The organism is Flavobacterium sp. HJ-32-4, from assembly GCF_022532105.1.
GTDB lineage: Bacteria > Bacteroidota > Bacteroidia > Flavobacteriales > Flavobacteriaceae > Flavobacterium.
Genome location: NZ_CP092832.1, coordinates 2,017,221 through 2,040,239, shown reverse-complemented (window position 1 = coordinate 2,040,239; position 23,019 = coordinate 2,017,221). Strand labels below are relative to the sequence as shown.

17 protein-coding genes are annotated in these 23,019 nt (G+C 50.4%); 9 read left to right on the top strand and 8 right to left on the bottom strand.

Annotation, left to right across the window (positions count from 1 at the left end):
- The first annotated feature begins 98 nt into the window (after positions 1–98).
- From MKO97_RS08440 to MKO97_RS08405, 9 genes are all read left to right on the top strand, one after another.
- Entirely contained in the window at positions 99–386 is a 288-nt protein-coding gene (locus MKO97_RS08440) for a hypothetical protein (RefSeq protein WP_241102774.1), read from the top strand.
- A 161-nt stretch (positions 387–547) separates the two neighbouring features.
- Positions 548–1,462, top strand: coding sequence for an alpha/beta fold hydrolase (locus MKO97_RS08435; RefSeq protein ID WP_241102773.1), 915 nt, complete (start codon positions 548–550; stop codon positions 1,460–1,462).
- Between the two features lie 88 nt (positions 1,463–1,550).
- Positions 1,551–2,186 (top strand): hypothetical protein, encoded by a 636-nt coding sequence (locus MKO97_RS08430; RefSeq protein ID WP_241102772.1) that lies wholly within the window; start codon positions 1,551–1,553, stop codon positions 2,184–2,186.
- Between the two features lie 29 nt (positions 2,187–2,215).
- Entirely contained in the window at positions 2,216–2,815 is a 600-nt protein-coding gene (locus tag MKO97_RS08425) for a matrixin family metalloprotease (protein ID WP_241102771.1), read from the top strand.
- A gap of 173 nt (positions 2,816–2,988) precedes the next feature.
- Positions 2,989–3,522, top strand: coding sequence for a DUF4240 domain-containing protein (locus MKO97_RS08420; protein ID WP_241102770.1), 534 nt, complete (start codon positions 2,989–2,991; stop codon positions 3,520–3,522).
- Positions 3,523–3,602: 80 nt separating this feature from the next.
- A complete protein-coding gene (locus MKO97_RS08415) occupies positions 3,603–3,824 on the top strand; it encodes a hypothetical protein (RefSeq protein ID WP_241102769.1) in 222 nt (73 codons plus the stop codon).
- A gap of 317 nt (positions 3,825–4,141) precedes the next feature.
- Positions 4,142–4,867 (top strand): DUF4184 family protein, encoded by a 726-nt coding sequence (locus tag MKO97_RS15135; protein ID WP_371820382.1) that lies wholly within the window; start codon positions 4,142–4,144, stop codon positions 4,865–4,867.
- A gap of 30 nt (positions 4,868–4,897) precedes the next feature.
- A complete protein-coding gene (locus tag MKO97_RS08410; protein ID WP_241102768.1) occupies positions 4,898–5,698 on the top strand; it encodes a helix-turn-helix domain-containing protein in 801 nt (266 codons plus the stop codon).
- A 161-nt stretch (positions 5,699–5,859) separates the two neighbouring features.
- Positions 5,860–6,243: a VOC family protein gene (locus tag MKO97_RS08405; protein WP_241102767.1), complete on the top strand. Its 384-nt coding sequence runs from the start codon at positions 5,860–5,862 to the stop codon at positions 6,241–6,243.
- Positions 6,244–6,249: 6 nt separating this feature from the next.
- Here the strand turns inward: MKO97_RS08405 and MKO97_RS08400 are convergent, their stop codons facing one another.
- The 8 genes from MKO97_RS08400 to MKO97_RS08365 form a co-directional block, all read right to left on the bottom strand.
- Positions 6,250–8,370, bottom strand: coding sequence for a glycoside hydrolase family 97 protein (locus MKO97_RS08400; protein ID WP_241102766.1), 2,121 nt, complete (start codon positions 8,368–8,370; stop codon positions 6,250–6,252).
- A 78-nt stretch (positions 8,371–8,448) separates the two neighbouring features.
- On the bottom strand, positions 8,449–10,698 hold the full coding sequence (gene bglX / locus MKO97_RS08395) for a beta-glucosidase BglX (RefSeq protein WP_241102765.1): 2,250 nt from the start codon (positions 10,696–10,698) through the stop codon (positions 8,449–8,451).
- A gap of 4 nt (positions 10,699–10,702) precedes the next feature.
- Positions 10,703–13,000, bottom strand: coding sequence for a beta-glucosidase BglX (bglX, locus tag MKO97_RS08390; RefSeq protein ID WP_241102764.1), 2,298 nt, complete (start codon positions 12,998–13,000; stop codon positions 10,703–10,705).
- Positions 13,001–13,179: 179 nt separating this feature from the next.
- Complete coding sequence (locus MKO97_RS08385; protein WP_241102763.1) at positions 13,180–14,544, bottom strand: glucoamylase family protein; 1,365 nt, start codon at positions 14,542–14,544, stop codon at positions 13,180–13,182.
- 49 nt (positions 14,545–14,593) lie between these two features.
- A complete protein-coding gene (locus MKO97_RS08380) occupies positions 14,594–15,448 on the bottom strand; it encodes a LamG domain-containing protein (RefSeq protein ID WP_241102762.1) in 855 nt (284 codons plus the stop codon).
- 32 nt (positions 15,449–15,480) lie between these two features.
- Positions 15,481–16,965: a RagB/SusD family nutrient uptake outer membrane protein gene (locus MKO97_RS08375; RefSeq protein ID WP_241102761.1), complete on the bottom strand. Its 1,485-nt coding sequence runs from the start codon at positions 16,963–16,965 to the stop codon at positions 15,481–15,483.
- Between the two features lie 12 nt (positions 16,966–16,977).
- The gene (locus MKO97_RS08370; protein WP_241102760.1) at positions 16,978–19,992 is read right to left on the bottom strand and encodes a TonB-dependent receptor; all 3,015 of its coding nucleotides are present in this window, start codon (positions 19,990–19,992) and stop codon (positions 16,978–16,980) included.
- 242 nt (positions 19,993–20,234) lie between these two features.
- Positions 20,235–22,982, bottom strand: a complete 2,748-nt coding sequence (locus tag MKO97_RS08365; protein WP_241102759.1) for a histidine kinase — start codon at positions 22,980–22,982, stop codon at positions 20,235–20,237.
- Positions 22,983–23,019 lie beyond the last annotated feature (37 nt).

The following is a 23,019-nucleotide window of genomic DNA, read 5'->3' as shown; positions in this document are numbered from 1 at the left end:
TAGCCTGTTTCCTCATGAACGCGTGCTTTTTAATGCCGTTGGGAGCGCCTCACAGCCATCAGACCGTTTGTGTTGAGAATCCGGATTCCGAGATAAAAATGTGGGTCAATTGTCAGCCCCATACGAAGCATTTCCGGGTATGGGGAGTTGAAAAAGACGATACAGTTTACATCCGTTCCAACAAAATAAAGGACGGACCGAAAGAGATGACGGCGTATTATTCCGTTTGTGGAGATTCGCTTACATCCTATCCACTGCGGATGGGCGACGCCTATTTCCACCGTCGGACTGTACATGACACGATTGCCATTACTATTGTAAAGTCTGATTCTTCAAAGGAAGTCTATCATTTTCTGGTGCTGAAAGACCGTTTTATTAAGGGTTAAAGGCATGCCGTTAGTCAGTCCGTATGTTTGTATTCAGGAAAGAGGTCGGCGCAGCGGGGCATCATGATTTTTGTATCTTTCCACCTTTTGGATGGCTCCATAATTTCGGGGTATATGTTCAGAAGCTGTCTGTCACTATCCGGATTAAAAAAACACCCAACATGACCCAAAAAATACTTTTCTTCCTTACGTTCCTCCTCTCCCTTTCCGCCGGTGCCCAGTATCGGGAAGACATTGTAAAACTAAAAGAAGGCGACCTGCACTTCTATACCAAAGGAGAAGGGCGTCCGGTGGTGCTGTTGCAGGGCGGCCCCGGATTTTCCAGCTACTATATGCGGGCTATTGCCGATTCACTGAAGGGATACAAGTGCATCCTGATCGACTATGAAGGCACGGGCAAGTCACAGGGTCGTAAACCCGACACGACCTGGGTGAGTCCGGAAAAAGTGGTCGCCGACATCGAAGCGGTTCGGAAAAAACTCAACATCCCCACATGGGATGTCATCGGCCATAGTTACGGGACGCATTTTGGCTTATACTACGCCATCCACTACCCGCAACGCGTCGGGAAAATCATCCAAGTGTCGAGCATTGGTACCAATAACGCCTTCCAGCAGTACGCCAATGACAATGCCATGGCGCGGCTTACCGACTCCGACATGCAACAACTGGGCGCACTTGATGCCGATACCGCAATGAATCCGGTTGAGAAAGAGTTCAAGTTAGAACGCCTACTCCTTCGGTCGTATTTCTTTGATCGGAAAAAAGTCGACCCGTTCCTCGATGCGGTGCCGGCGGAAGAAAAACCACGTAATTTCAATACGCTTTTCTTCAATGCCTATTGGGAGAATCCTAATTTTATGACCTGGGACATTTCGGAGAAGGCCTACCGACTCGAAAACCCTATCCGTATTATTCAGGGACGCCAGGACTTCCTCAACGACGGGCAACAGGAAATCATGAACCTCCGACTTCGGAATTCAAAGATTTTCTACATCGAACGAAGCGGACATTTTCCGTGGGCGGAACAACCGGTGGCGTTTTTTGCGTTGTTGAGGCGAGAGTTGGCAGAGTAAAAATAAACCGGATGTTTGGCTCAGGAGAGGTAAATCGTGTGTTATGAACGTCTGGGAACCCTATTTTTCAGTTTAGTCACGAATGGCAATGTATCGAATATTAGTACTATTTCTGGTAATCCTAACGACCGGCTGCAACCGGAACGATACGAAAGCGCATGATATTAAAGGGACGGACGCAGTAGATGCAATCGATAACAAAGCGCAGATCCGAGAGCTGATACGACAGGTGTACAAATGGCACGAAGCCAAAGATCCGTCGGATAATGAGATGATCACCGACGGTAATGACAGCCTCTATATCGGTTTCAATCAGACGGTGGTCAAACGGGAACTCGCGGAAATGAAAGCAACAAACCTGTTTTCGAAAGCCTTTCTCGATAATTACCATCGGATCTTCCTAATACTCGACCGGAAACTGCGGCGTAATGAAATCGTATGGCCGGTGGGTGAGTTGCCGCCTTTCGGCTCAGGTGCCGATCCGTGGTGCAACTGCCAGGATATACCTTACGACAATCCTTGGGATGCAATAGCGGTAGAAATCGTTCGTCTAACCGATGAAAAGGCAGAACTTGTTTGGAAATGGGGTGATACCGGGGCGAATACCTCGCCTGAGTGGAAACAGGCTAGATATACGTTCAGGGTCGTTAAGGAAGACTCGAAATGGAAGATTGCGTATATGGAGGGGTTCGACCTTGAAACCTTAACCCGAAATATGCAATGAGATCGTTTATATCCGCACCTACCTCAACCATGAAACATCTTTTCTTATTGCTTACCCTCGTCGCCCTCGTGTCCTGCCAAAAGGATGGAAATACGTCTTCGGGCCATACAGCGCGTACCGTTGTTGTGCAGCCACTCGGCAATTTCGAGGCCTCAGTGGCAGAGGATATCGTTGTTGCAATACGGAAAGTACACCCTAAGGTGGTGCTAAACGCCGCCATTCCCCTTCCTCCCCGCTCCTTTTATGCCCCGCGCAACCGCTACCGCGCCGATTCGATCATCCGGTGCCTGGCAGGACGGGCGAAAGACGGGTCGGTGGTCATCGGACTTGCGCATACTGACATCAGTACCACCAAAAACAACGTAAAGGATTGGGGCGTGATGGGCCTCGGCTACCATCCGGGCGCGGCCTGCGTGGTTTCGGATTTCCGACTGCGGAAGCACCACCAGGAAAACCAGCTTTACAAGGTTGTGCTCCACGAACTGGGCCACACGGAAGGCTTACCGCATTGCCCGAAAAGAAGTTGTATCATGCGGGATGCCGAAGGAAAAATACCGCTGCAGGAAGAAAAGGCGTTCTGCAGCAAATGTAGGGCCTTCCTGAACGACCGACAGTGGAGGATACCATAAGGGTCTGTGGCGACTGTCGCACGCATCGAACATTTAATTTGATTCCGTACCTTTCGCAGCACGTTAGCCTTTCGGGGCATCCAAACTTAAAAAAAACTATGGGACTCTTTGATCGACTATTTGGAAAGAACGCATCAACAAACAAGGGCTTACCTCTTGAAAAAACAGCAGAAATGCTCGATGAGGAGCTGTATTGGTCGATTATTGCCAACTCGCTTGCAAAGACCTCCGGACAAGACGAACAGGAAGACTATCTGATTGCGGCGCTCCGTCGGCTGACGCCCCATCAAATGATCGCGTTCCGGTTACGCACCGACAAGTTGCTTTACGATACCTATACCAGCGAAATGTGGTGCGCCGGCTATATCATGAACGGCGGTTGTTCGGATGACAGCTTTGAGTATTTTCGGAACTGGGTGATTTCAAGGGGAAAAGAAACCTATTACAAGGCAAAGGAAAACCCCGACAGCCTGATCGACGAGGTGGACGAAGACCTTGAATTCTATGACTTTGAGTCGTTTTGGTATGTAGCACTCGAAGCGTTCAGCCAAACCACAGGCAAAGAACTCTACGACTTTATAGATGACGACAATTTCACCACCAAAGAGGGCAACTATCCGTCCATTAAATTCAATTGGTCGGAAAGCGAACCCGAGAGTATGAGGCAAATTTGTCCGCGTTTGTACGACGCCCTTTGGGAGGAATAAGAAAGGAAGTCCCTGAAAAGGCTCTCGTTGCTATCAGCACCTTCGCTTTTGACGAAACCCGGATTGTACACATCCTGCAAATGAACAAAAAAACCTATCCTAAAAACCAAAACTCAAGCAGCATCTGGGACAACGACCTCATCCTGTTTTTTGGTGCGCCTCTTGTCTTTTTGCTGCTTACTCGTTTTACAGGTTACTCCATTTTTTATGGCAAAGGCCCTAAAAGAAACGATCGTAGACAGGTATTCCTGCTGTCGGGAGGCGCGTTGTTTTATCTGATTGTTATCCTCTTATTTTACTAAGCAACATTAACTGATCCGTTAACCCTTTGTCGAACCGGGGCACGCCGTGTGGCTCTCATCCATGTTTTATTTTTAGGAACGACCGGTCGTCATACACCCCGTCGGTTTTGTATAGTAGGCGAAATCCACTCATATGGCTACACGGGTGGTGAGATCGGGACGGTAGTGGGTATTGCTTACCAGTTAGTTGTAAAAAAAAAACAGGCGCAACGGGTGGAATAGGCAATTGTTTCGTGTGTTAGTGTTCTGTCGGCCTCAATAAAAAGTACTTTTTTACGTTACGGATTTCCGAAGAACGCTGTTAACAATTCTACGGTATGCCGTTCACATTCTGCCATCCGGCCCTTGTTCTGCCGTTACCATCCCTTTCCGGACGTCGGCTTTCGCTAACAGGCCTGGCAGTCGGCAGTATGGCACCCGATTTCGAGTATTTTATCCGCATGAAACCCCTAGGCCATATCGGACACACTTTCTGTGGTATCTTCTATTTTGATCTTCCGCTTTCGCTTCTAGTCGCATTTGTATTCCATTCGGCGGTGCGTAATCCGCTAATCGAACAGCTACCCGAAAAAATCAGGACCCGGCTTGTCGCTTTCACCCACTTTGACTGGAATCGGTATGCCTGGCGACAATGGCCTTGGGTGATAGTGTCCGTTCTTTTAGGCGCCGTCTCGCACCTCGTTTGGGACGCCTTCACACATAAAACAGGGTTCTTTGTGGGTGCTATTGGTTTCTTATCCGAGCACCTGTGTCTCTTTGGCCGTTTCGTCCCGGTTTACAACCTTCTTCAACATAGCAGCTCTGTTTTGGGTGCGATTGTCATCTACCGGTGGTTTAGCTATCTTCCCAAAACGGAATCCCCACGGAGTGCCGTCGATCCCGGCTATTGGATCACGCTCGGAGGTGTTGGTATAGCGGTCGTGTTGGTTCGACTGATATCGGGTTTATCGCTTGATGACTACGGAGGTATTATAGTATCTACCATCTCCGCAGCGGCAATCGGTATTTTTTGCGCCTCTCTCCGTTCAATATGGATTAGGTAGTATTTTTGTGCTACTCGTGATGTTTGGACCTTGGAAAAACTGGCAAAAATATGGCATCACTTCCGCCCCACCCAACCGGATTGGAATGCAGCCGATGGTGTGGTGTATGAGGAAGTAGCTCCGGAACCTGCCCTTCGGTCGGCCATTTGGTGCTACTGGCAGTTGGGCGCCTCCGATGCTACCCCACATGTGACCTATCACGCCATCGCCGACGGGTGTATCGACCTGTTTTTCGACCTCGACCATCCGGAAGAGGCGTTTGTCATGGGCTTTTGCGACACCTATACCGCCTATCCATTGGAAACACCGTTTCGCTATGTAGGCATACGGTTCCTACCCACGATGTTTCCGCTTTTTTTCCGTCTTCCCGCCTCTTCACTCACCGGACGCGTCGAGGCTTTGGCTGACGTCGCCCCTTCTACAGCTGCCTTCCTACGCGACCGCATACATCCGGGAAGCGACTTTGCCGAGGTTAAGCGGCTGTTAGATGCGCATTTTGGTACGCTGTATAGCGGCCTGTCGTGGAATCCCGATAACCGCCTTTATAATGCACTAGAGAAAATCGTGCGTACACCCGGACTCCGGATCGAGACGGAGATTGAAACAGGCGTGAGTCCACGACAACTGCGTCGCCTGTTTGACACGCACATCGGCGCCGGTGCCAAGACGTTCGCCAATGTCGTGCGTTTCCAACGTTACATTAGGGAAGCGTCCATGCAGAAGGCATCTGCGACTACTCCCCATTTCTTTGACTACGGGTATTACGACCAGGCCCATTTTACACGGGAGTTCAAACGTTTTTACGGACGCACACCCTCCGCCGTGCGCTGAACAGCTTGTCCGATTTTTACAAGACCCGTGCCCGGCCCACGACGTATTTTTGGGGGTGTCAATGCACACACAAGATGAAAATGCTTTACCTGATCACGGGACTGATTTGCCTGCACCCTGCGTGGTCACAAACCGAATCAACCATCGAAAAAAAACATCCCATGAAACTAAACGCTGGTATCATCACCGAACGACTGGCCGAAACCAAACAGTTTTACACCCACTACCTGGGCTTCGGTGTCACTTTTGAAAACGAGTTTTACCTGTTGCTCCACACGCCGCAACACGAGGCAGAAATTAGCTTCCTGCTACCGAACCACCCGAGCCAGCAACCTCTTTTTCAACGGCCTTTTACCGGACAAGGTGTTTACCTGACGATTGAAGTGCCCGATGTAGATGCGCTGTATGCGGAACTCATTTCCAAAAAACTGCCCATTGCCATTGAGTTGCGCGACGAACCCTGGGGCGACCGCCATTTTGCGGTGACCGACCCCAACGGGATTGGCATTGATTTCGTCAGATACAGTGAACCGTCCAAACCCTGATGCCGACTAAAGCGGATCAAAACTGATGGCGCAACCGCCACCGGATGCCAATACCAGGTTCAGCTTCGATTTGGCCGTTACTTCGACGGTGCGGATGCGATAAGCCTTCGGATTGCGGTCCCAGTGGGCGTCAGGCGCATCTTCGTAAATCGTGGCGCGGTACTTCTTCCCTTTTGGTAGGAAGTCGAGTGTAACGTTCGCCTTACGGGCGTTCTCATCGGTGATGGCACCAAGGAACCAACGCTCGCCTCCTTTTTCCTTCCGGACTACGGTCAGGTAATCGCCGGGCTCCGCCTCCAACCAGCGGGTTTCGTCCCAATCGAGGGCGACCTCACGGATAAAGCGGAAAGCGTCCGGGTAGCGTTCGTAGTTCTCGGGTAAATCAGCCGCCATCTGTAGGGGCGAGTACATGGTGACATATAGTGCCAATTGCTTCGCCAGTGTGGTGTGAACGGCTTCGGTCTTTTTAGGGTCGTACACACTCATCTTGATTTCAAAGATGCCCGGTGTATAATCCATCGGACCTCCTAATAACCGCGTAAATGGCAGGAGGGTTTCATGCATCGGCGGATTGCCTACCGACCAGGCATTGAACTCATTGCCCCGCGCCGCTTCTGCCGCGATATAATTCGGCCAGGTACGCTGAAGTCCCGTCGGACGTACAGACTCGTGTGAATCGACCAACACCTTGTATTCTGCGGCACGCTGGGCTACCCAGGCAAAGTGGTTGACCATCGCCTGCCCGTCGTGGAATTCACCCCGTGGGATGATCCTTCCGACATAACCGGTTTTTACTGCCGGATAACCATATTCCTTCATCAGCGCATACGCCCTGTCAAAACGGCGCTCGTAATTGGCGACGGAACCCGACGTTTCATGGTGCATGATCATCTTGACGCCTTTTGCTTTGGCATAGGCACTGACTTCCTTGATGTCGAAATCGGGATACGGTGTTACGAAGTCGAACACCTCTTCCTTCCAGTTGCCGAACCAGTCTTCCCAGCCGATATCCCAGCCTTCTACCAATACGCCATCAAATCCGTACTTAGCCGCAAAGTCGATATAGCGCTTTGTATTTGCGGTGGTGGCACCATGACGTCCGGTTGGGATCGGCGCCTGTGACGAGGCATTCTGTGCGTTTTGAGAACCTGCATAATCCCACGTCGACTTGCCCACGTGCATTTCCCACCATACGCCCACGAACTTCATTGGTTTGATCCAGGAAGTATCGTCAATTTTGGACGGTTCGTTCAGGTTCAGCACCATCTTCGACCCGACGATATCACGTGCGTCGTCCGACACCATAATTGTGCGCCACGGTGTGACCGCCGGTGCAATCAGGTAAGCGGCATCACCGGCCGCACTCGGTGCAAATTGCGTTGAAAGCGCATGCCGTGCCGGATCGACCCGCAGGTGCATGACCGGGTAATTGATGCAGGCGGCCTCGAAGATATTCAGATAGAGCGCCTCCTTTGTTTTCATCATCAAAGGTGCCTGTACGACATAGCGTCCGGCAATCGATTTCAGTCCGATTCCGTTGTTTAGGTTGAGTTTGTCGTTATCGACTTCGGAAAGAAGGGTTTCGTTGTAGACATATTCCTGGCTGTCGAAGTCGCCGGGAATCCAGAAGGTTTTCGGATTGTCGGCCAGGTTGAACTCAGTAGCTTCGCCGGCCGTGATGAAATGGTTCAGGTTGGCCTGCTTCGGAAATTCGTAGCGGAAGGCCACCCCGTCATCAAACACGCGGAACACAATCACCAGATGGAGGTCGGCCTGCTGCACCAACGCCACCCGCAGTTCCTTGTGGTGGTCACGGATGGATGCCTGTTCGCCCAGTACGGGTTTCCAGCTTTCATCAAACTCAGACGTGTTGGTCGATTCGATACGGAAGCCTTTGGTGAGGTCGCCTCCTTTGAACCCTGAAACCGGATCGCCTCCCTCCTTCAGGCGGATGCCCAAATGGCTGTCGTTGACCACCGCCCGGCCTTTAAAGGTTACGGAATAGAGCGGCGCCCCTTCTGCGTTGAGATGGAAATCGAGTGTGATCGCACCTGATGGCGACGTCAATTTTTGGGCATACAGCGAGCCCGCTACGAGCATCGCGAAGAAAAAGGCATATTGTTTCATAGTCGACTTTTTTAACAAAAGATACCTCCGCATGAACGGAGGTATCCAAACAAAACATGAAAAGTAAAACTAACGCGCTTATTTTGCAAGTAATTCGAAAGAACCTGACAACGAAGCCTCGGAACTTCCTCCGATGAAGACCTCAAAAAGTCCTGGTTCCGCGGCATAGGTCATGTCTAATGTCCAGAATGCCAGGTCTTCTTTCGAAAGCGTAAACGAAACAGTCTTCCGTTCACCCGGCGCCAGGGATACCCGCTGGATGCCTTTTAACTCGCGCACCGGACGTGTAACGGATCCAGTAACATCTTTTACGTATAACTGTACAACTTCCGTGCCCTCTACAGCGCCCGTATTGCGTACTTCCGCTGAAATCGTAACGGTGCCATCAAACGGTACTTTCGGGGTCGAAACCCGCATGGCATCATAGGCGAAGGTGGTGTAGCTTAACCCGAACCCGAATGGGAACAGGGCGGCATTATCGACATCAAGGTAACGCGACTTGAAGCGTTGTTCGGGATCGGTTGGCCCCAGATACGGACGGCCGGTGCTTTTGTGGTTGTAGTAAAGCGGAAGTTGTCCGACCGCTTTAGGAAAGGAAATCGGTAGCTTACCACTTGGGTTGTTCGCCCCAAACAGTGTCTGCGCAATGGCATCACCGCCCCGGGTTCCGGGCCACCAGCATTCAAGGATGGCGTCTATATTGGCGGCTTCCCATGTGAGGGTAAGCGGTCGTCCGTTGAGAAGGACTAACACAATCGGCTTTCCGAGCTTTTTCAACTCGGCGAGAAACTCTTTTTGTATGCCGGGCAGGTCGAGATTTGTTCGGGATGCCGCCTCTCCGCTCATGTTCTCGCGTTCGCCCATGACGGCTACGATTACATCCGCGTTGGCGGCGGCGCGAAGTGCCTCCTTCATGTCCGTACGGACATCGCTTTCGATATCAACTCCTTTTGAAAAGGTAACATTTGATGTTGTCCCGAGGAAGTTGCGGACGCCTTCTGCTACACTTACCGCCTGTCCGTCGCGATCCCCATGTGCGGCCCAGGAACCGATTATGTGGAATTCGTCTGACACCAGTGGACCTACAAAAGCAATACGTTGCGTTTTCTTCAGGGGAAGTATACCACCTTCGTTTTTCAACAACACCATCGATTGTTTGGCTACGTCGAGCGCGGCCTGCAGGAACTCCGGTTTGCCGATGGTTTCTTTCTCCCGTTTCACATCCGAATAGCGATACGGATCTTCAAAAAGGCCGAGGTCGTACTTGACTTCCAAAATTCGGCGACAGGCATCGTCGATGGTCTGTATCGACACGCGTCCTTCGTCATAGGATTGTTTCAGTGTGTTCATGAAACTGGCACCTACCATGTCCATGTCGAGTCCGGCGTTAATAGCCTTTATGGCCGCGTCTTTCTCATCGCGGGCAAATCCGTGGGCAATCATTTCATTGACGCCGGTGTAGTCGGACACGACCATCCCGGAAAATTTCCACTCGTCCTTCAGTATGTCGCGTAAAAGGTGACGATTGGCGGTGGAGGGCACGCCGGATATTTCGTTGAATGACGCCATGAACGTTCGTGCCCCTGCGTCTACAGCCGCTTTGAACGGAGGCAGGTAGACATCGCGGAGTACGCGTTCGGACATATCGACGGTATTGTAGTCACGACCCGACTCAGCAGCGCCATACGCGGCAAAGTGCTTCGCGCAGGCCAATATCGTGTTGGTGGCGGCGAGATCGGTTCCCTGGAACCCTCGGACATTGGCGGCGGCGAGAAGCTTTCCGAGATACACATCCTCTCCGGATCCTTCTGACACCCGTCCCCAGCGGGCATCGCGGGCAATGTCGACCATTGGCGCAAAGGTCCAGTGCACACCCGCTGCTGCCGCTTCACTGGCGGCTACACGTGCCGCTTTTTCGACGGCATTTGGGTTAAAGGAAGACGCCATCCCGAGGTTGATGGGGAAAATGGTCTGGTATCCGTGGATCACATCGAAACCAAATAACAAAGGGATTTTCAGGCGTGACGCCTTCATGTTGATTTCCTGGATCTTCCGCGTATCGACAGCCCCGTAGGCGTTGAGTACCGACCCGACCTTACCCTGTTCGATGAGGGTAATGTAGTTTTCACCCGACTTGGGTCCGGTCACCGTTCCATCAGAAGAGAACTGTACCATTTGGTAGATTTTCTCCTCGACGGTCATTTTTGCCATCAGTTCGGCCACGAAAACCGCTTTGGGCTTCAGGGGCGTTCTCTGTTGGCCGTGAACGACAGCAGGGATTGCCAACGTAGCCAGCGTGATCGAAAGTAGCAGGTTCGTTCGTTTCATATTGCTATTTTACCAATTCGAAATCGGCTTCCAGACGGGCGTTTGAATCGCCGCCCAGGAATACCTTGAACATGCCCGGCTCGGCCACCCACTGCAAGTCGCTGTTATAGAATTTAAGGTCGTTGGCGTCAATCGTGAACGTGACGGTTTTCTTTTCGCCTTTACGGAACATTACCTTCTGGAAGTCTTTCAGTTCGCGCACCGGGCGTGTTACCGAGCCCACCAGGTCGCGGATATACAACTGGACGACCTCGGCCCCGTCATACGCTCCGGTATTCGTGACATCGACCGACACGGTCAGCGTCTCTCCTTCTTTCATCTTACCTGATGAAATCCGGATGTTATCATATTGGAAGCGGGAATAGCTCAGGCCATAACCAAAAGGATAGAGTGGTTCGTTGCGCTCGTCAATATAGTTGGAACGGAACTTCTCGAATTTGCCTTCTTTATTGCCCAGCGGACGGCCGGTATTCTTGGCAGCATAGTAAATCGGCACTTGGCCTACACTGCGCGGGAACGTGACCGGCAGCTTACCGGATGGGTTCACATTGCCGAAAAGGACGTCGCCAATGGCAAAGCCTGCTTCGGAACCGGCAAACCACACATTCAGGATGGCCGGAACGGATTTGTCTTCTTCTGTCAGTACGAGCGCACGACCTGTGAACAGCACCAACACAACCGGTTTTCCGGTGGCGAGTAAGGCGTTCAGTAAGTCCTGTTGCGCCTGCGGGATCTCGAGTTGGGTGCGGCTGCTGCTCTCACCTGACATTTCCGCCGATTCCCCCAGTGCGGCTACGATTACATCCGCTGTTTTGGCGACCGCAAGGGCTTCGTCGAGGAGTTGCTTGTCGGTGCGGTTATCGCGGTGAAAGGTTTTGCCAAACATGGTGGCATTCGTCTCGAAATTCGCGTCGTAGTCGAGGTTACTGCCTTTAGCCGTTACAATTTTCGCGTTCGGACCGGCTACGGCACGCAGACCGGCTACAAGTGAGGTTGCGTTTTCCATACGGGCCGCTACACTCCAGGTGCCACCCATATTCTCTTTGTTATCCGCAAGTGGTCCAATGACGGCGATCGTGCCTGATTTTTTCAACGGCAGGAGTTGCCCCTGGTTTTTCAGCAGTACCATCGATTGGGCGGCAATTTTGCGGGCGATGTCGCGGTGTGTCTGGCTGAACACCTCCGTTTTGGCGCGATTCAGGTCACAATAACGGTACGGATCCTGGAAAAGACCTAAGTCGTACTTCGCCTCGAGGATGAGGCGCACGGCCTTGTCAATTTGTTCGATTGACACGCGTCCTTCAACGAGTGATTTTTTGAGTGTGGTAAGGAAGCCTTCCCCTACCATATCCATATCGACACCGGCGTTAAGGGCGAGTGCGGATACATCCTGCAAATTACCCATGCCGTGGTCGATCATTTCATTGATTCCGGTATAGTCGGTTACGACAAACCCTTTAAATCCCCATTGTTTACGGAGAAGGTCGGTGAGCAACCACTTGTTTCCGGTGGCGGGAACGCCATCGATTTCATTGAAGGATGCCATAACAGAACCTGCACCTGCATCTATTGCGGCTTTGTACGGTGGAAGGTAGTCGTTGTACATCCGGATGCGGCTCATGTCGACGGTATTGTAATCACGACCCGACTCGGCGCCACCATATAGTGCGAAGTGTTTGACACACGACAGCATGGTATTGTTTCGGGAAAGGTCATCGCCTTGGTAACCGCGCACCATCGCCTCGGCAATCCGGCTTCCGAGGAAGGGATCTTCTCCGGAACCTTCGGCACCGCGGCCCCACCGGGCGTCACGGCTGATGTCAACCATAGGGGAAAACGTCCAGTTGATACCATCGGCGGTGGCTTCCTGTGCGGCCACACGGGCACTTTGTTCAATGGCGGCCATATCCCAGCTTGAGGCGAGTCCGAGCGGAATCGGGAACACCGTTTCATAGCCATGGATGACATCCATCCCAAAAATAAGGGGAATCTTGAGACGGCTTTTTTCGACGGCGAGCTTCTGTACTTCCCGGATTTTGGCTACGGATTTGATGTTAAACAATCCTCCGACTTTACCCTCCTGAATTTTGGATGCAATATCCCAACTGCCCGACTGACCGGTGGTAATGTCGCCTGAGGTCGGCAGGTTCAACTGACCCAGTTTTTCTTCAAGTGTCATTTTTGACATCAACTCGGAGACGAACTCGGCTTTTGGCTTGAGGGGTGTTTGTTTAACGGTTTTCTTTTGCGCGTGGCCCGCCAGGGAAAAAACGGCGAGCGCCAAAATCAATGTGTGCTTCATCAGATGGTATTTGGGTTGTATATAAACTACGCCTCGGCTTATCGCCCTGCTTAGTGGCGGAAGATACGTCGGCGTCTGCAAAGTTTCAAAAAACAGGCCTTAATCGATGAAGAAAAAGGCCTGATAACTAAAAAAATCAATAATAACTCTAACTTAAACCTATAGTATGAAATCTCAATTTAAATTCCGTGTTTCGATGACGAGAAGCCGAGGTTTTGCAAGCCTTGGCGGACTTCCGGTGCGTTCATGAACAAATTCCACAACAGCCCGGAACGGTAGTTCTCGATCATCGGGGCAATGGTACCTTGGTCAATGGCGAGGTAGCGCGGCGTCACCCAGCTGTAATTCGGCGAAAACGCATCATATGGCCCTGCGACTCCTACATAACTATTTTTCTTCTCTTCATACAGATACCGAAGGAAGCGCATCGACTGCTCGGGCGTGTAGGGGAATGACGACAGCGCTGCGGTCGGACTGATCACACCCCGGTCTTCCAATGGCTGGTGCGCGGCATAGCCGGTGGTACCATCATCGTTTCGGGTATAGCTCGCCGTTAAGCCCCAGCATTTATCCGAATAACCGAAATAGTTCCTTGGGTTAGCCTTGCAATATTCATAGATAATCATCGAATGGTTCCGGTTCAGGTCCCAATAGTTGGCGTATTGGTCGGTGAGCTGCGTCGGATCGAGTCCGAGGTAGGAATAATGCGCCCAAAAAAGTGGTCCGACATTGCCAGTTGCGCCATTGTGATTGAGGATAACGGGATAGCCGTACTGTTGTCCGTTGTGCACGATTCCTCCACTGCGCGCCCAGGCCGTGTGATAGGCGGCGGCGCCTACGGCATAGGTGGGAGATGAAGCAGCGAGCACGTAGGTTACGAGGCACTCGTTGTATCCTTCCAGTTTGAAATTCATCTGCCAGCCGTAGTTGGGTGACCAGTGCCAATAGAGAGCGTCTTCGCCTCCTTTGGTATACCAGTTCCACTCTACTCCTTTCCAAAGAACGTCGGCCTTTTGGGCCAGTTGCTGTTCGGCAGTCGTTCCGTTTTTGAAATACTCACGTACGCAAATCAACGCCTCACATAAAAAAGCCGTTTCTACGAGGTCACCGCCATTGTCAACCGTTCCGAACGGAATGACATCGCCGGTATTGCCGTTCATCCAGTGCGGCCAGGCACCGTGGAAACGGTCTGCGTTGGCAAGGAAATCCATTGCGGTAGTAAGCCTTGAAACAGCCTCCGCCCTGGGGACAAAGCCTCTTTCAATACCTACCAGCAATGTAAGGATACCAAAGCCGGAACCGCCAGTCGTTACGATATCCTGATCAAAGGTCGGTTGGTCAACGTGGTAGCGCTCGCGCGCCAGTTTCGATACAGGATGCGCATAGTCCCAAAAATATTTGAGGGCGTCTTTCTGTACCATATCGAGAAGCTCTGTATCAGTATACGTCGGGTTCTCGTTTACGGGATTCGGTTTTGAATTATCGTTGCTACAATTGAGGAACAACAATAAAAGTGAACAAGGTATGTAGTGGATTAATCTCATTGGGGGCAATAAAAAAGCCTGCCAGGCCTACACCTGGCAGGCTATGCAATTACTTCTTATTTGTGAAGAGATCCTGGATCTCAGCTTCGGTCAACACTGTGTTGTACAAGCGGAATTGGTCGAGTCCGCCTTTCCAGTTCGAATACAGCCAGTTGTCACCGCTAGGAATTTGCGACTGTGGACCATTTCCGATACGGAAACCAGACACTTTTGCAGCGTCGAGGTTGAGCGGCCCGTGACCTGTCCAAGTCTTAGTTCCTTTGTTGACACCGTCGATCCAAAGCGTGAAATCAGACGTACTTGCGTTGTAGGTAAACACAAAGTGGTGCCACTGGTTGTCGATGATTCCTTCGATGGAACCGCCGCCTTCCCACGTCATCCAGGTGTCGGCCATATTCTTGTCGACCATCACAAACTTAACAGCGGCTGCCGTAGTGGTAGGTGCTGCATCGAACAACAGGAACATGGTAGCGCCTGACCAGTGCCCGTTAGAAGATGGGATACTGAATACGTGCTCAGCACCAGGGTTTGTGCCATTCTTCGTCTGACCGTTGTGCTTCTCCCAAAATGATAACGTGAAACTCTCGGCTGTAGCAGCCCAGTCGTTTGCACTTGAATACGTAATCATCTTGTCGGAAACGCCCCAGGCACCTTTACCCGACACGCCTTCCCCCTGTGTGAAGCTATTGTCACTTGGGAACTTGGCACGCGTTTCATCAACCGCCTGCATGAGCTTGTTATCACTCTCGCGGTCAAAGGTTACATAAAATTTCAATGGTCCTCCCGCAGGATTTTCATCGATCGGATAATCGCCCAAAGCTGGTTGGTCCATCTGTTGGCAACCCGTAAATGCCAGTGCTCCCAGAAGCACAAGGCTCAAATTGGTAAACTTCATTCTTTTCATAGTCATGATATTTGTGGATTACACATTATTCATCAATAGTTAGGGTTCTGGATCAGCACACCGTTGGACTGGTCGATCGCAAACTGCGGAATCGGGAACCATTTGTTTTTGTCGGCATAGCCGTTTGGAGCCAAAACGGTGGTGGCATCACCCCAACGAACAAGGTCGTAGAAGCGTTCGCCTTCCAGCGCCAGTTCGAGTCTTCTCTCGAGTTTGATGGCATTGCGTACGGTTGTTTGATCACCTGATGTAATGTCCGGCAATACGCTCGAGTTGTTAGCCCGGGCACGAGCACGAACCTGGTTCAGGTAGCCTGTTGCCACGGAAGTCTGTCCGAGTTCATTTGCTGCTTCAGCAGCCATCAAAAGCACATCTGCGTAGCGAATGATGCGAATATTGGCCCAGTGGTTTTTGTTTTCCCCAAATGCCTCACGCTCACTTTTCAACGTATAGGCCTTCTTGTTCCAATATGGTTGGTCGAGCGGCGGAGCAGAAGGAATTACATTTCCGTAACCGTCGTCCTGACCTGAGAAGAGTACCGTTTGGCCCAATCTCGGATCGCTTGAACCGAAAGCGTCTATCAGGTTCTGTGTCGGAACGTTGAAGCCCCAGCCCAAATCCCATACGGCGCTACCGCGGATACCTTGTGATTCCCAATAGTTGTTAGAATAATTGGTAGAACCAACACGGAGGAACTGAATCTCGAAAACAGACTCTGGAGAGTTGTCTGCTTCTTTCAGAAACAGTTTGCTACGGTCTTGATACAATCCATAAGTACCGCTGTTGATCACATTTTCAAATTGCGCCAGTGCCTGGGCCCAGTTTCCTTCATAAAGGTATACTTTTCCTAACAGCGTCTGGGCGAAACCTTTTGTAGCACGACCCGGATAGGCAGGCCAACTTACTGGAAGATGCTCAGCCGCGAAGGTCAGGTCGGCGATAATTTGTTGGTCAACTTCCGCTACCGACGATTTTGCCTTGATCTCATCCTGTGGCGTATCGACTACGTTAGTTACGAGAGGAATCTCCCCAAAATCACGACGTAGTTCAAAGAAACAAAAAGCGCGGATGGCACATGCCTCTGCTTTGTTTATCAACGAACCTGAATCGGGTGATGGAAGTGCATCCACCGCTGCAATCAGATCATTACACGAATAGATGATGCGGTAATGTCCTTTCCAGTTCGCCTCGGCAAAGCCATTCGCTGCCTGATACTGAAAGCTATCAAATACGGTACCCTGGCTGGCCTGGTCACCGGTGTTACTTCCTTTCATGGCGTCATCCGAGCGAATGCTTTGGAACCAATAGCGTACCCAGTTCGTTACGCCGTCTTCCGTGCGCAACTGTCCGTATAAACCAAATGCCTTTTCCTCGAAGCCACCCGTATTCGACAGGTCGCCTTCGGTTGCAAGACCTAAAGGTTTGCGGTCTAGAAAATCGGAGTCGTTACAGGCGCTCAAACCTGCCAGCAACAACACACCGATCAGAGAAAATTTTAAAATTCTATTGTTTTTCATAAGTCATTTTTTTTAGAATGATGCATTGATGCCCAACGTTGTAATGGAAGGAACGGGATATCCGCCGCTATCGATGCTGAACTTGGTAGGACTTCCGCCAGCTTCAGGGCTGAATCCGGAGTTGTTTTTCCAAGTGAAAGGGTTTTGAGCGTTCAGGTAGATTTTAAGACCTGCAATTTTAAGCTTGTCGAGGACCTTGCTGTCAAATGTGTACCCAATCTGGATGTTACGTACACGGAAGTAGCTTCCATCCTCGATCATATAAGTAGAAGGCAAGGTATTGTAACCCGCCGCATCTGGGTTCACACGAGGCTCCCAGTTTGAAGTACCAGGTCCGTTCCAGGCGTTGAGTCTGTCTGTACGGTAGTTAAACGGCGCGTAGGTCGCCCCGTTACCCCATGCACGCCATATTTCATTTCCATAAACACCTTGAAAGTCAGCAGAAAGACTGAATCCTTTCCAGTTTACCGAAGCAGAGATTCCGTAAGTGAAATCAGGTGTCGGATTTCCGATGACGGTACGGTCAGCGTCTGTAATCGATCCATCTCCATTTACATCTTTGAATTTCAAGTCGCCCACGCCGCCACCGAGTGAGTTTGGTGGTGAATCGAGAAGGTCGGCTACCGATTGGTATACTCCGTCTACTACATAGCCGTAGAAGGATCCGATTGGACTACCTTCTTTGAAGATCGTCATATCGTCGAGTACGTAATAGTTCGGAAGGTTGTTTGGATTGTACACTTCTGTAACCTCATTTTTCATGGTTGTAAGGTTTCCAGAGAGGGAGTACTCAATGTCGCCCACTTTATCTCTCCAACTAGCCATCAATTCGATGCCGCGGTTTTCAATGCTACCCGCGTTGATATAATAGTCGTCAGTACCCGATACTGGGTTGATCAGGTTTGTCGTTCTCTTTGTGTAATAGTTGGCTTCCAATGACAGACGATTATTGAACGTCGCCAATTCCACGCCTCCTTCAAGCGAACTTACAACCTCCCATTGAAGATTAGGGTTGTTCTGGAAAGCAAGAATGTAGGCCGGTACCAGTTGCTCCCCAAACACCGCGCTCGCACCCGGTACGTAGTTCGGATAGCCCGGGTAGTGGATACTTGGGAATTGGTTACCCAGTTGACCTGTAGACGCTTTTACCTTCAGGTAGTTGAGTTTAGAACCTTGCATAAATGCTTCTTTGCTCATGTCCCAGGCAATACCCGCAGCCCAGAAATTCTGCCACTTACGCAATTCTGAAGAACCATCTCGACGGAAAGACGCGTTGAAGATATACTTACCGTCGTAGTTGTACAGTACCCGGCCCAGATAAGACACGGTTGCACGATCCCATTGTTCACTTGAAACAGTACGGTTATCTTCGTCCTGTGAACCGGTTGGGAAGACATTCAACCACCACCAACGAGGGTCATTTGGAATCGGATCACCTCCTGGCTCCTGCGTCACTTTACCTGACATGCTAGACAGGATTTCCTCATATCGCATGTAACCAAACAATGCGGTTACGTCGTGCTTACCGAAACTCTTCTTATATGTCAGGTTGACGTCTTGTTGTAGCTTTTGATAGTCCGTCTTGGCCTGGTTTACCGAAGTAAGTGTATTGCCACTATATGGTGTGATACGAAGGTCTTCTGTTGGCGTTACGAGTGCATCCGCCGCCCATACATTAAATACCGGAGTATAGCCCCTATTTCTGTTGAACCAAAGGTCACCCAGGTAAGAACCACGGAGTGAAAGACCGTCAATCAACTGAACTTCTGCGAACAGACTACCTACGAAACGGGTATCGCGGCTCAACTGGGTGCCATTGCGCATGATTTCAACATCCGCCAACGGGTTACCTATCTGTGGCCCTCCAATTGCGTTTGGCAATTGATTGTAAAGTCCTTGATCTTGATTGAACGCCTCAACAACCGGAGTAGCATTAAGCGCACCGATAAAATCGTGAAGTTGTGGATTGCGTGCATCATAACCATTCATGGCACCTCCTACTTTTATACGATCTCCAATTTTCAGCTCGTCATTGAAGTTGAATGTGAACTTCTTGTAGAGTTCATTGCGAATCAGACCTTCTTCTTGCAAGTATCCCACACCCAAATAGACCTTATTAGTTTCGGTCGCATTTGAGACAGAAAGGTTATACTGGGAAATAATAGGAGAATCTTGCTTGATTGCATCCACCCAGTCCGTATTTCCTGTATACAATGAGAAATCGTATGGTGCCGCTCCCTGTTGCGCTAACCCTTGGTTAAAGAGCGATTGGAATTGCGATGCATTGGTCATCTCAGGCTTACCTGTAATCGCCTTGACACCGGCAGAGGTGTTAAACGTCACAGTGGTTTTGCCGGCTTTTGCACGTTTCGTTGTGACGATGATGACACCGTTAGCTCCTTTCGATCCAAAAACCGCGAGGGACGAAGGGTCTTTCAAAATCTCAACTGACTCAATATCGTTCGGGTTAACGAAAGACATATTATCGTTCCATATTCCGTCAATAACATACAAAGGTTTTGTGTTGAAACGGCTTACCGTTCCACGAATACGGATGTCTGGCTCACTGCCCGGTTGCCCGTTGTTCACGACGCTCAGACCGGCAACCCGTCCCTGAAGGGAAGCCAATGGGTTTGCATTCGGCTTGTCGGCGATCTCCGACCCATTAATCTTCACGATCGAACCCGTCAAATCGCGCTTGCTCGCTGAGCCGTAACCAATTTGAACGACTACGTCTTTCAACTCGGTAGCCGACAATTGCATGTTTACCGTCATGCCGTCCGCTGCCGAAACGGTTTGGGTGGTGTAACCAACGAATGAGAACTGAAGCTGGTCGCCCGCTTTGGCTTTGACGGAGAAATTACCGTCGATGTCCGAAACGGTTCCCGTAGTGGTGCCGACCAACGAAACACTCACTCCCGGTAATGGCAGTCCACTTTCATCTACCACTTTTCCCTTGATTCCCTGAGCGGAAACGAAGGCGGGTAGACATATGAACGCCATAAGGCAAATGATAAAATTTTTCATATGTTAATATTTGTTAAAGTTAGCAATGCCAAATTAATCAATTATAACGTTATAGTGGCATCTGACACGCCTACATCAACACTACATCAAAAAATGTTAAAATTTTTTTAAGTGTTTGAAATTAAATATAATACACCTGTCTTTTGAAAATATATTTTGCCACAGATGATGTAATGATGATGTATGGGAAATCATCATAAAAAAACGGTAAAAAAAATGGGGAATTAAATTTTTTCGCGAATTCAGAGGGAATTCATAAACTTCGAAAGCGACGCCTCCTGTGGCAGATCGAGTTTCTTGCGAAGACGATAGCGGTGCAGCTCCACGCCACGGAACGAGATATTCATAAGCGGCGCGATTTCTTTTGATGACATATTCATTTTCAGGTAAACACACAAACGAATGTCCCGCGGGGTCAGTGAAGGATAACGCGTTGACAGCGCTTTGATGAACTCGCTATGTACCTGACTCAGGTTGGTTTCGAATGTCTCCCATTCGTGTTTGCTCACCGCGTTGGCTTTGAGTGTTTTGCGAATCTCCGACTTTAGTTTGGAGACATCCTTCTCTTCCTCGATGATGCGTTTGATGGTCTCGATCATTTCGCCGTGCTTGGCGATGGAGAGCGATTTTCCAGCCACTTCAGACGATTTGGCCTGTACTTCCAATTCGAGGATGTGTTTCTCGTAACGCTGGATATACTGTTCGTTCTCTGACTTCAATTGCAGCTCCAATATCTTCTTTTGGTGGCGCAGTTCTTCTTCTTTTAACTGCAATTTCTGGCGGTACCGGAATTTGTTCCACTGGTAATACAACAGGAACACAGCTCCCGCCAATACCATATATACCAGGATCATCCAGCCCGAGAAATACCACGGTCGGTCTACCGAAAACGCATATTCGGCCAATTTTACATAACCATGACCGTCGAAGCGATAGAACACTATTTCCTGGAGCCCGCTGTCGAGGTTGTTCAGGATCACATGACCGTTTCGGGCCCGTTCATACCGTCCTTCCCCATTCACACGGTAGTACAACTCCGGCCGCCCAAACCCGTAATAGTCGGAAATGGCATTGATTTCGACGGGTTGGTTGTAAAGGATATCCGTGTCATCCGTAATCAAGTCGCCTTGGTAGTAGCCTTCTACCACAATTTTAGCCGGTTGGCCAGAGGTACGATTCGGGGCGTACGACAGAAACCCGTCATCGAGGTTCAGCAGTATACCCTGGCCACGCGTGTATGCTTTGGTGTCGTCGGAAATCAATTTACCCCCATAGTATTTTTCCGGCAAGAGGTCCCAATAGAAAGCATGTCGTTTTTGCGACACCATATAGAGTACCCCATCACGAACGACCATGAAACGTTGGTCATCAACCGGAATGATGTCGGATATATGCGCGAACGCCCCGTTGAACACCTCATCCTTGACCAACTTCCCCGTGATGGCCTTGTAGGTATACCAAATACCGTCGATAAGGAAAAGAACCTCATTCTTATAATTGAAAATCTTTACCCCAAAATCATTGGAAATCCCGTTTTGCTGGGACACGTTTTCAATACTGGTTGTACGGAACTGGCTGTCATACTTAATCCGATACAGGCTACGATAGTTGTCGGCCGCCCACAATTCGCCCGGTCGCTCCTGTGCCACATAACGTATCGGTTTTGTAAATCCGCCCAGGATCCGGGGATTTGACAGGTCTGCCAATGATTTATACACCGCGATACCGGTATAATTCGCCTGGAAATAGGCATCGTCCCAAATACTATGAAAAAACTCCCACCCCCCATTGACGGTGTTCGCCCGATACAATTTCGAGCCGTCGAATACGAAAGTGCCGTCGTTGTGCCCTAATATAAAACCGTTCTCATACGGGTAGATGTCCCATACCTGTCCCTGGGAACCTTGTAAAAGCGACAACTGTTCGTCCTGGTAGCGAAACGCCCCGTGATTGGTCACGAACAAAAAACCATCTTTAAAACCGGCCATGGCGTATACCGACCCCAACACGCCCGAATTGTCCGTAAACAACTCCACCGGTGAATTGATCTCCACGTGCGCAATCCCATTGTCGAGTCCGAGCCACAAATCCTGCTCTTTGTCGACCGTAATACACAAAATGGCATTGTTCCGAATGGCATTCTGCCGATTGAGGCTCTTCCACCCCCCGGTTTCCATGTCAACGAGATAGAGACCCTGCTGCGCTGTTCCAATGGCGAGGCGGTTCCCGACAAAACGGGCTGCGTTGATCGATTCCGACTTTAAGCGTTCGTTGAGCGGAGAATCCCACGGCACCAAACGACCACCGTCCGTCACAAACACGCCGTTCGCACGGGTAAAGACATAGGTCCTTCCTTTATACCCTTGTATATGGTGTATGATCGACCCTTCCACCGCTTCCCAACCGGGTTGCTTCACGAACCGCTCCCCTACCCGCTGGTAGATGCCCTTGCGGACCGTCGCCATGAACAAGTTGCCCGACACCTCATAGCAATACGAAATCTGGTCGGCCAGCATGGTTTTGGCAATACGGCCACCCTTGTCGATCGTCAAGAGCATGTTGAACGACTGGAAGTAGAGTTTGTCGCCGAAGCGAAAGATCTTCCAAATCTCCTCATTCTCCGACTTGCCATTGAAGAAGTCAGCCGACGCCGCCAGTGAGGTATAGTGCATCTTTCCCGCTACCCGCTTCCAATAGCCGAACTCTTTATAGGAGCCGCAATAGATGCGATCCCCTTCTGCGTAAAGCGAGCGGATGATGGTTTTATTGGGCAGCGTATACTTCTCCCACCGCACGCCGTTATAGCGAAGTAAAAAGCGGTTATTGGCGAAATACATCGCATGGTCAGCCCCCTGGACGATATTCCAGTTTTGGTTATCGCCCTGGTAGTCGGATTTCGTGAAATTCTCGGTAAACGGAAGCGTTTGCTGCGACCACGTAGGCATGGTCGCCAGCAGGAGAACCCATAATGCAGGCAAGAACTTCTTCAAAGCTTCCTATTTCCCCCAAATATACGGGAAAGCAAAA

Coding starts and splice junctions, on each gene's coding strand:
- MKO97_RS08440 (WP_241102774.1), top strand. CDS start 99: ATGTGGGTCAATTGTCAGCCCCATACGAAGCATTTCCGGGTATGGGGA.
- MKO97_RS08435 (WP_241102773.1), top strand. CDS start 548: ATGACCCAAAAAATACTTTTCTTCCTTACGTTCCTCCTCTCCCTTTCC.
- MKO97_RS08430 (WP_241102772.1), top strand. CDS start 1,551: ATGTATCGAATATTAGTACTATTTCTGGTAATCCTAACGACCGGCTGC.
- MKO97_RS08425 (WP_241102771.1), top strand. CDS start 2,216: ATGAAACATCTTTTCTTATTGCTTACCCTCGTCGCCCTCGTGTCCTGC.
- MKO97_RS08420 (WP_241102770.1), top strand. CDS start 2,989: ATGCTCGATGAGGAGCTGTATTGGTCGATTATTGCCAACTCGCTTGCA.
- MKO97_RS08415 (WP_241102769.1), top strand. CDS start 3,603: ATGAACAAAAAAACCTATCCTAAAAACCAAAACTCAAGCAGCATCTGG.
- MKO97_RS15135 (WP_371820382.1), top strand. CDS start 4,142: ATGCCGTTCACATTCTGCCATCCGGCCCTTGTTCTGCCGTTACCATCC.
- MKO97_RS08405 (WP_241102767.1), top strand. CDS start 5,860: ATGAAACTAAACGCTGGTATCATCACCGAACGACTGGCCGAAACCAAA.
- MKO97_RS08400 (WP_241102766.1), bottom strand. CDS start 8,370: ATGAAACAATATGCCTTTTTCTTCGCGATGCTCGTAGCGGGCTCGCTG.
- bglX (WP_241102765.1), bottom strand. CDS start 10,698: ATGAAACGAACGAACCTGCTACTTTCGATCACGCTGGCTACGTTGGCA.
- bglX (WP_241102764.1), bottom strand. CDS start 13,000: ATGAAGCACACATTGATTTTGGCGCTCGCCGTTTTTTCCCTGGCGGGC.
- MKO97_RS08385 (WP_241102763.1), bottom strand. CDS start 14,544: ATGAGATTAATCCACTACATACCTTGTTCACTTTTATTGTTGTTCCTC.
- MKO97_RS08380 (WP_241102762.1), bottom strand. CDS start 15,448: ATGAAAAGAATGAAGTTTACCAATTTGAGCCTTGTGCTTCTGGGAGCA.
- MKO97_RS08375 (WP_241102761.1), bottom strand. CDS start 16,965: ATGAAAAACAATAGAATTTTAAAATTTTCTCTGATCGGTGTGTTGTTG.
- MKO97_RS08370 (WP_241102760.1), bottom strand. CDS start 19,992: ATGAAAAATTTTATCATTTGCCTTATGGCGTTCATATGTCTACCCGCC.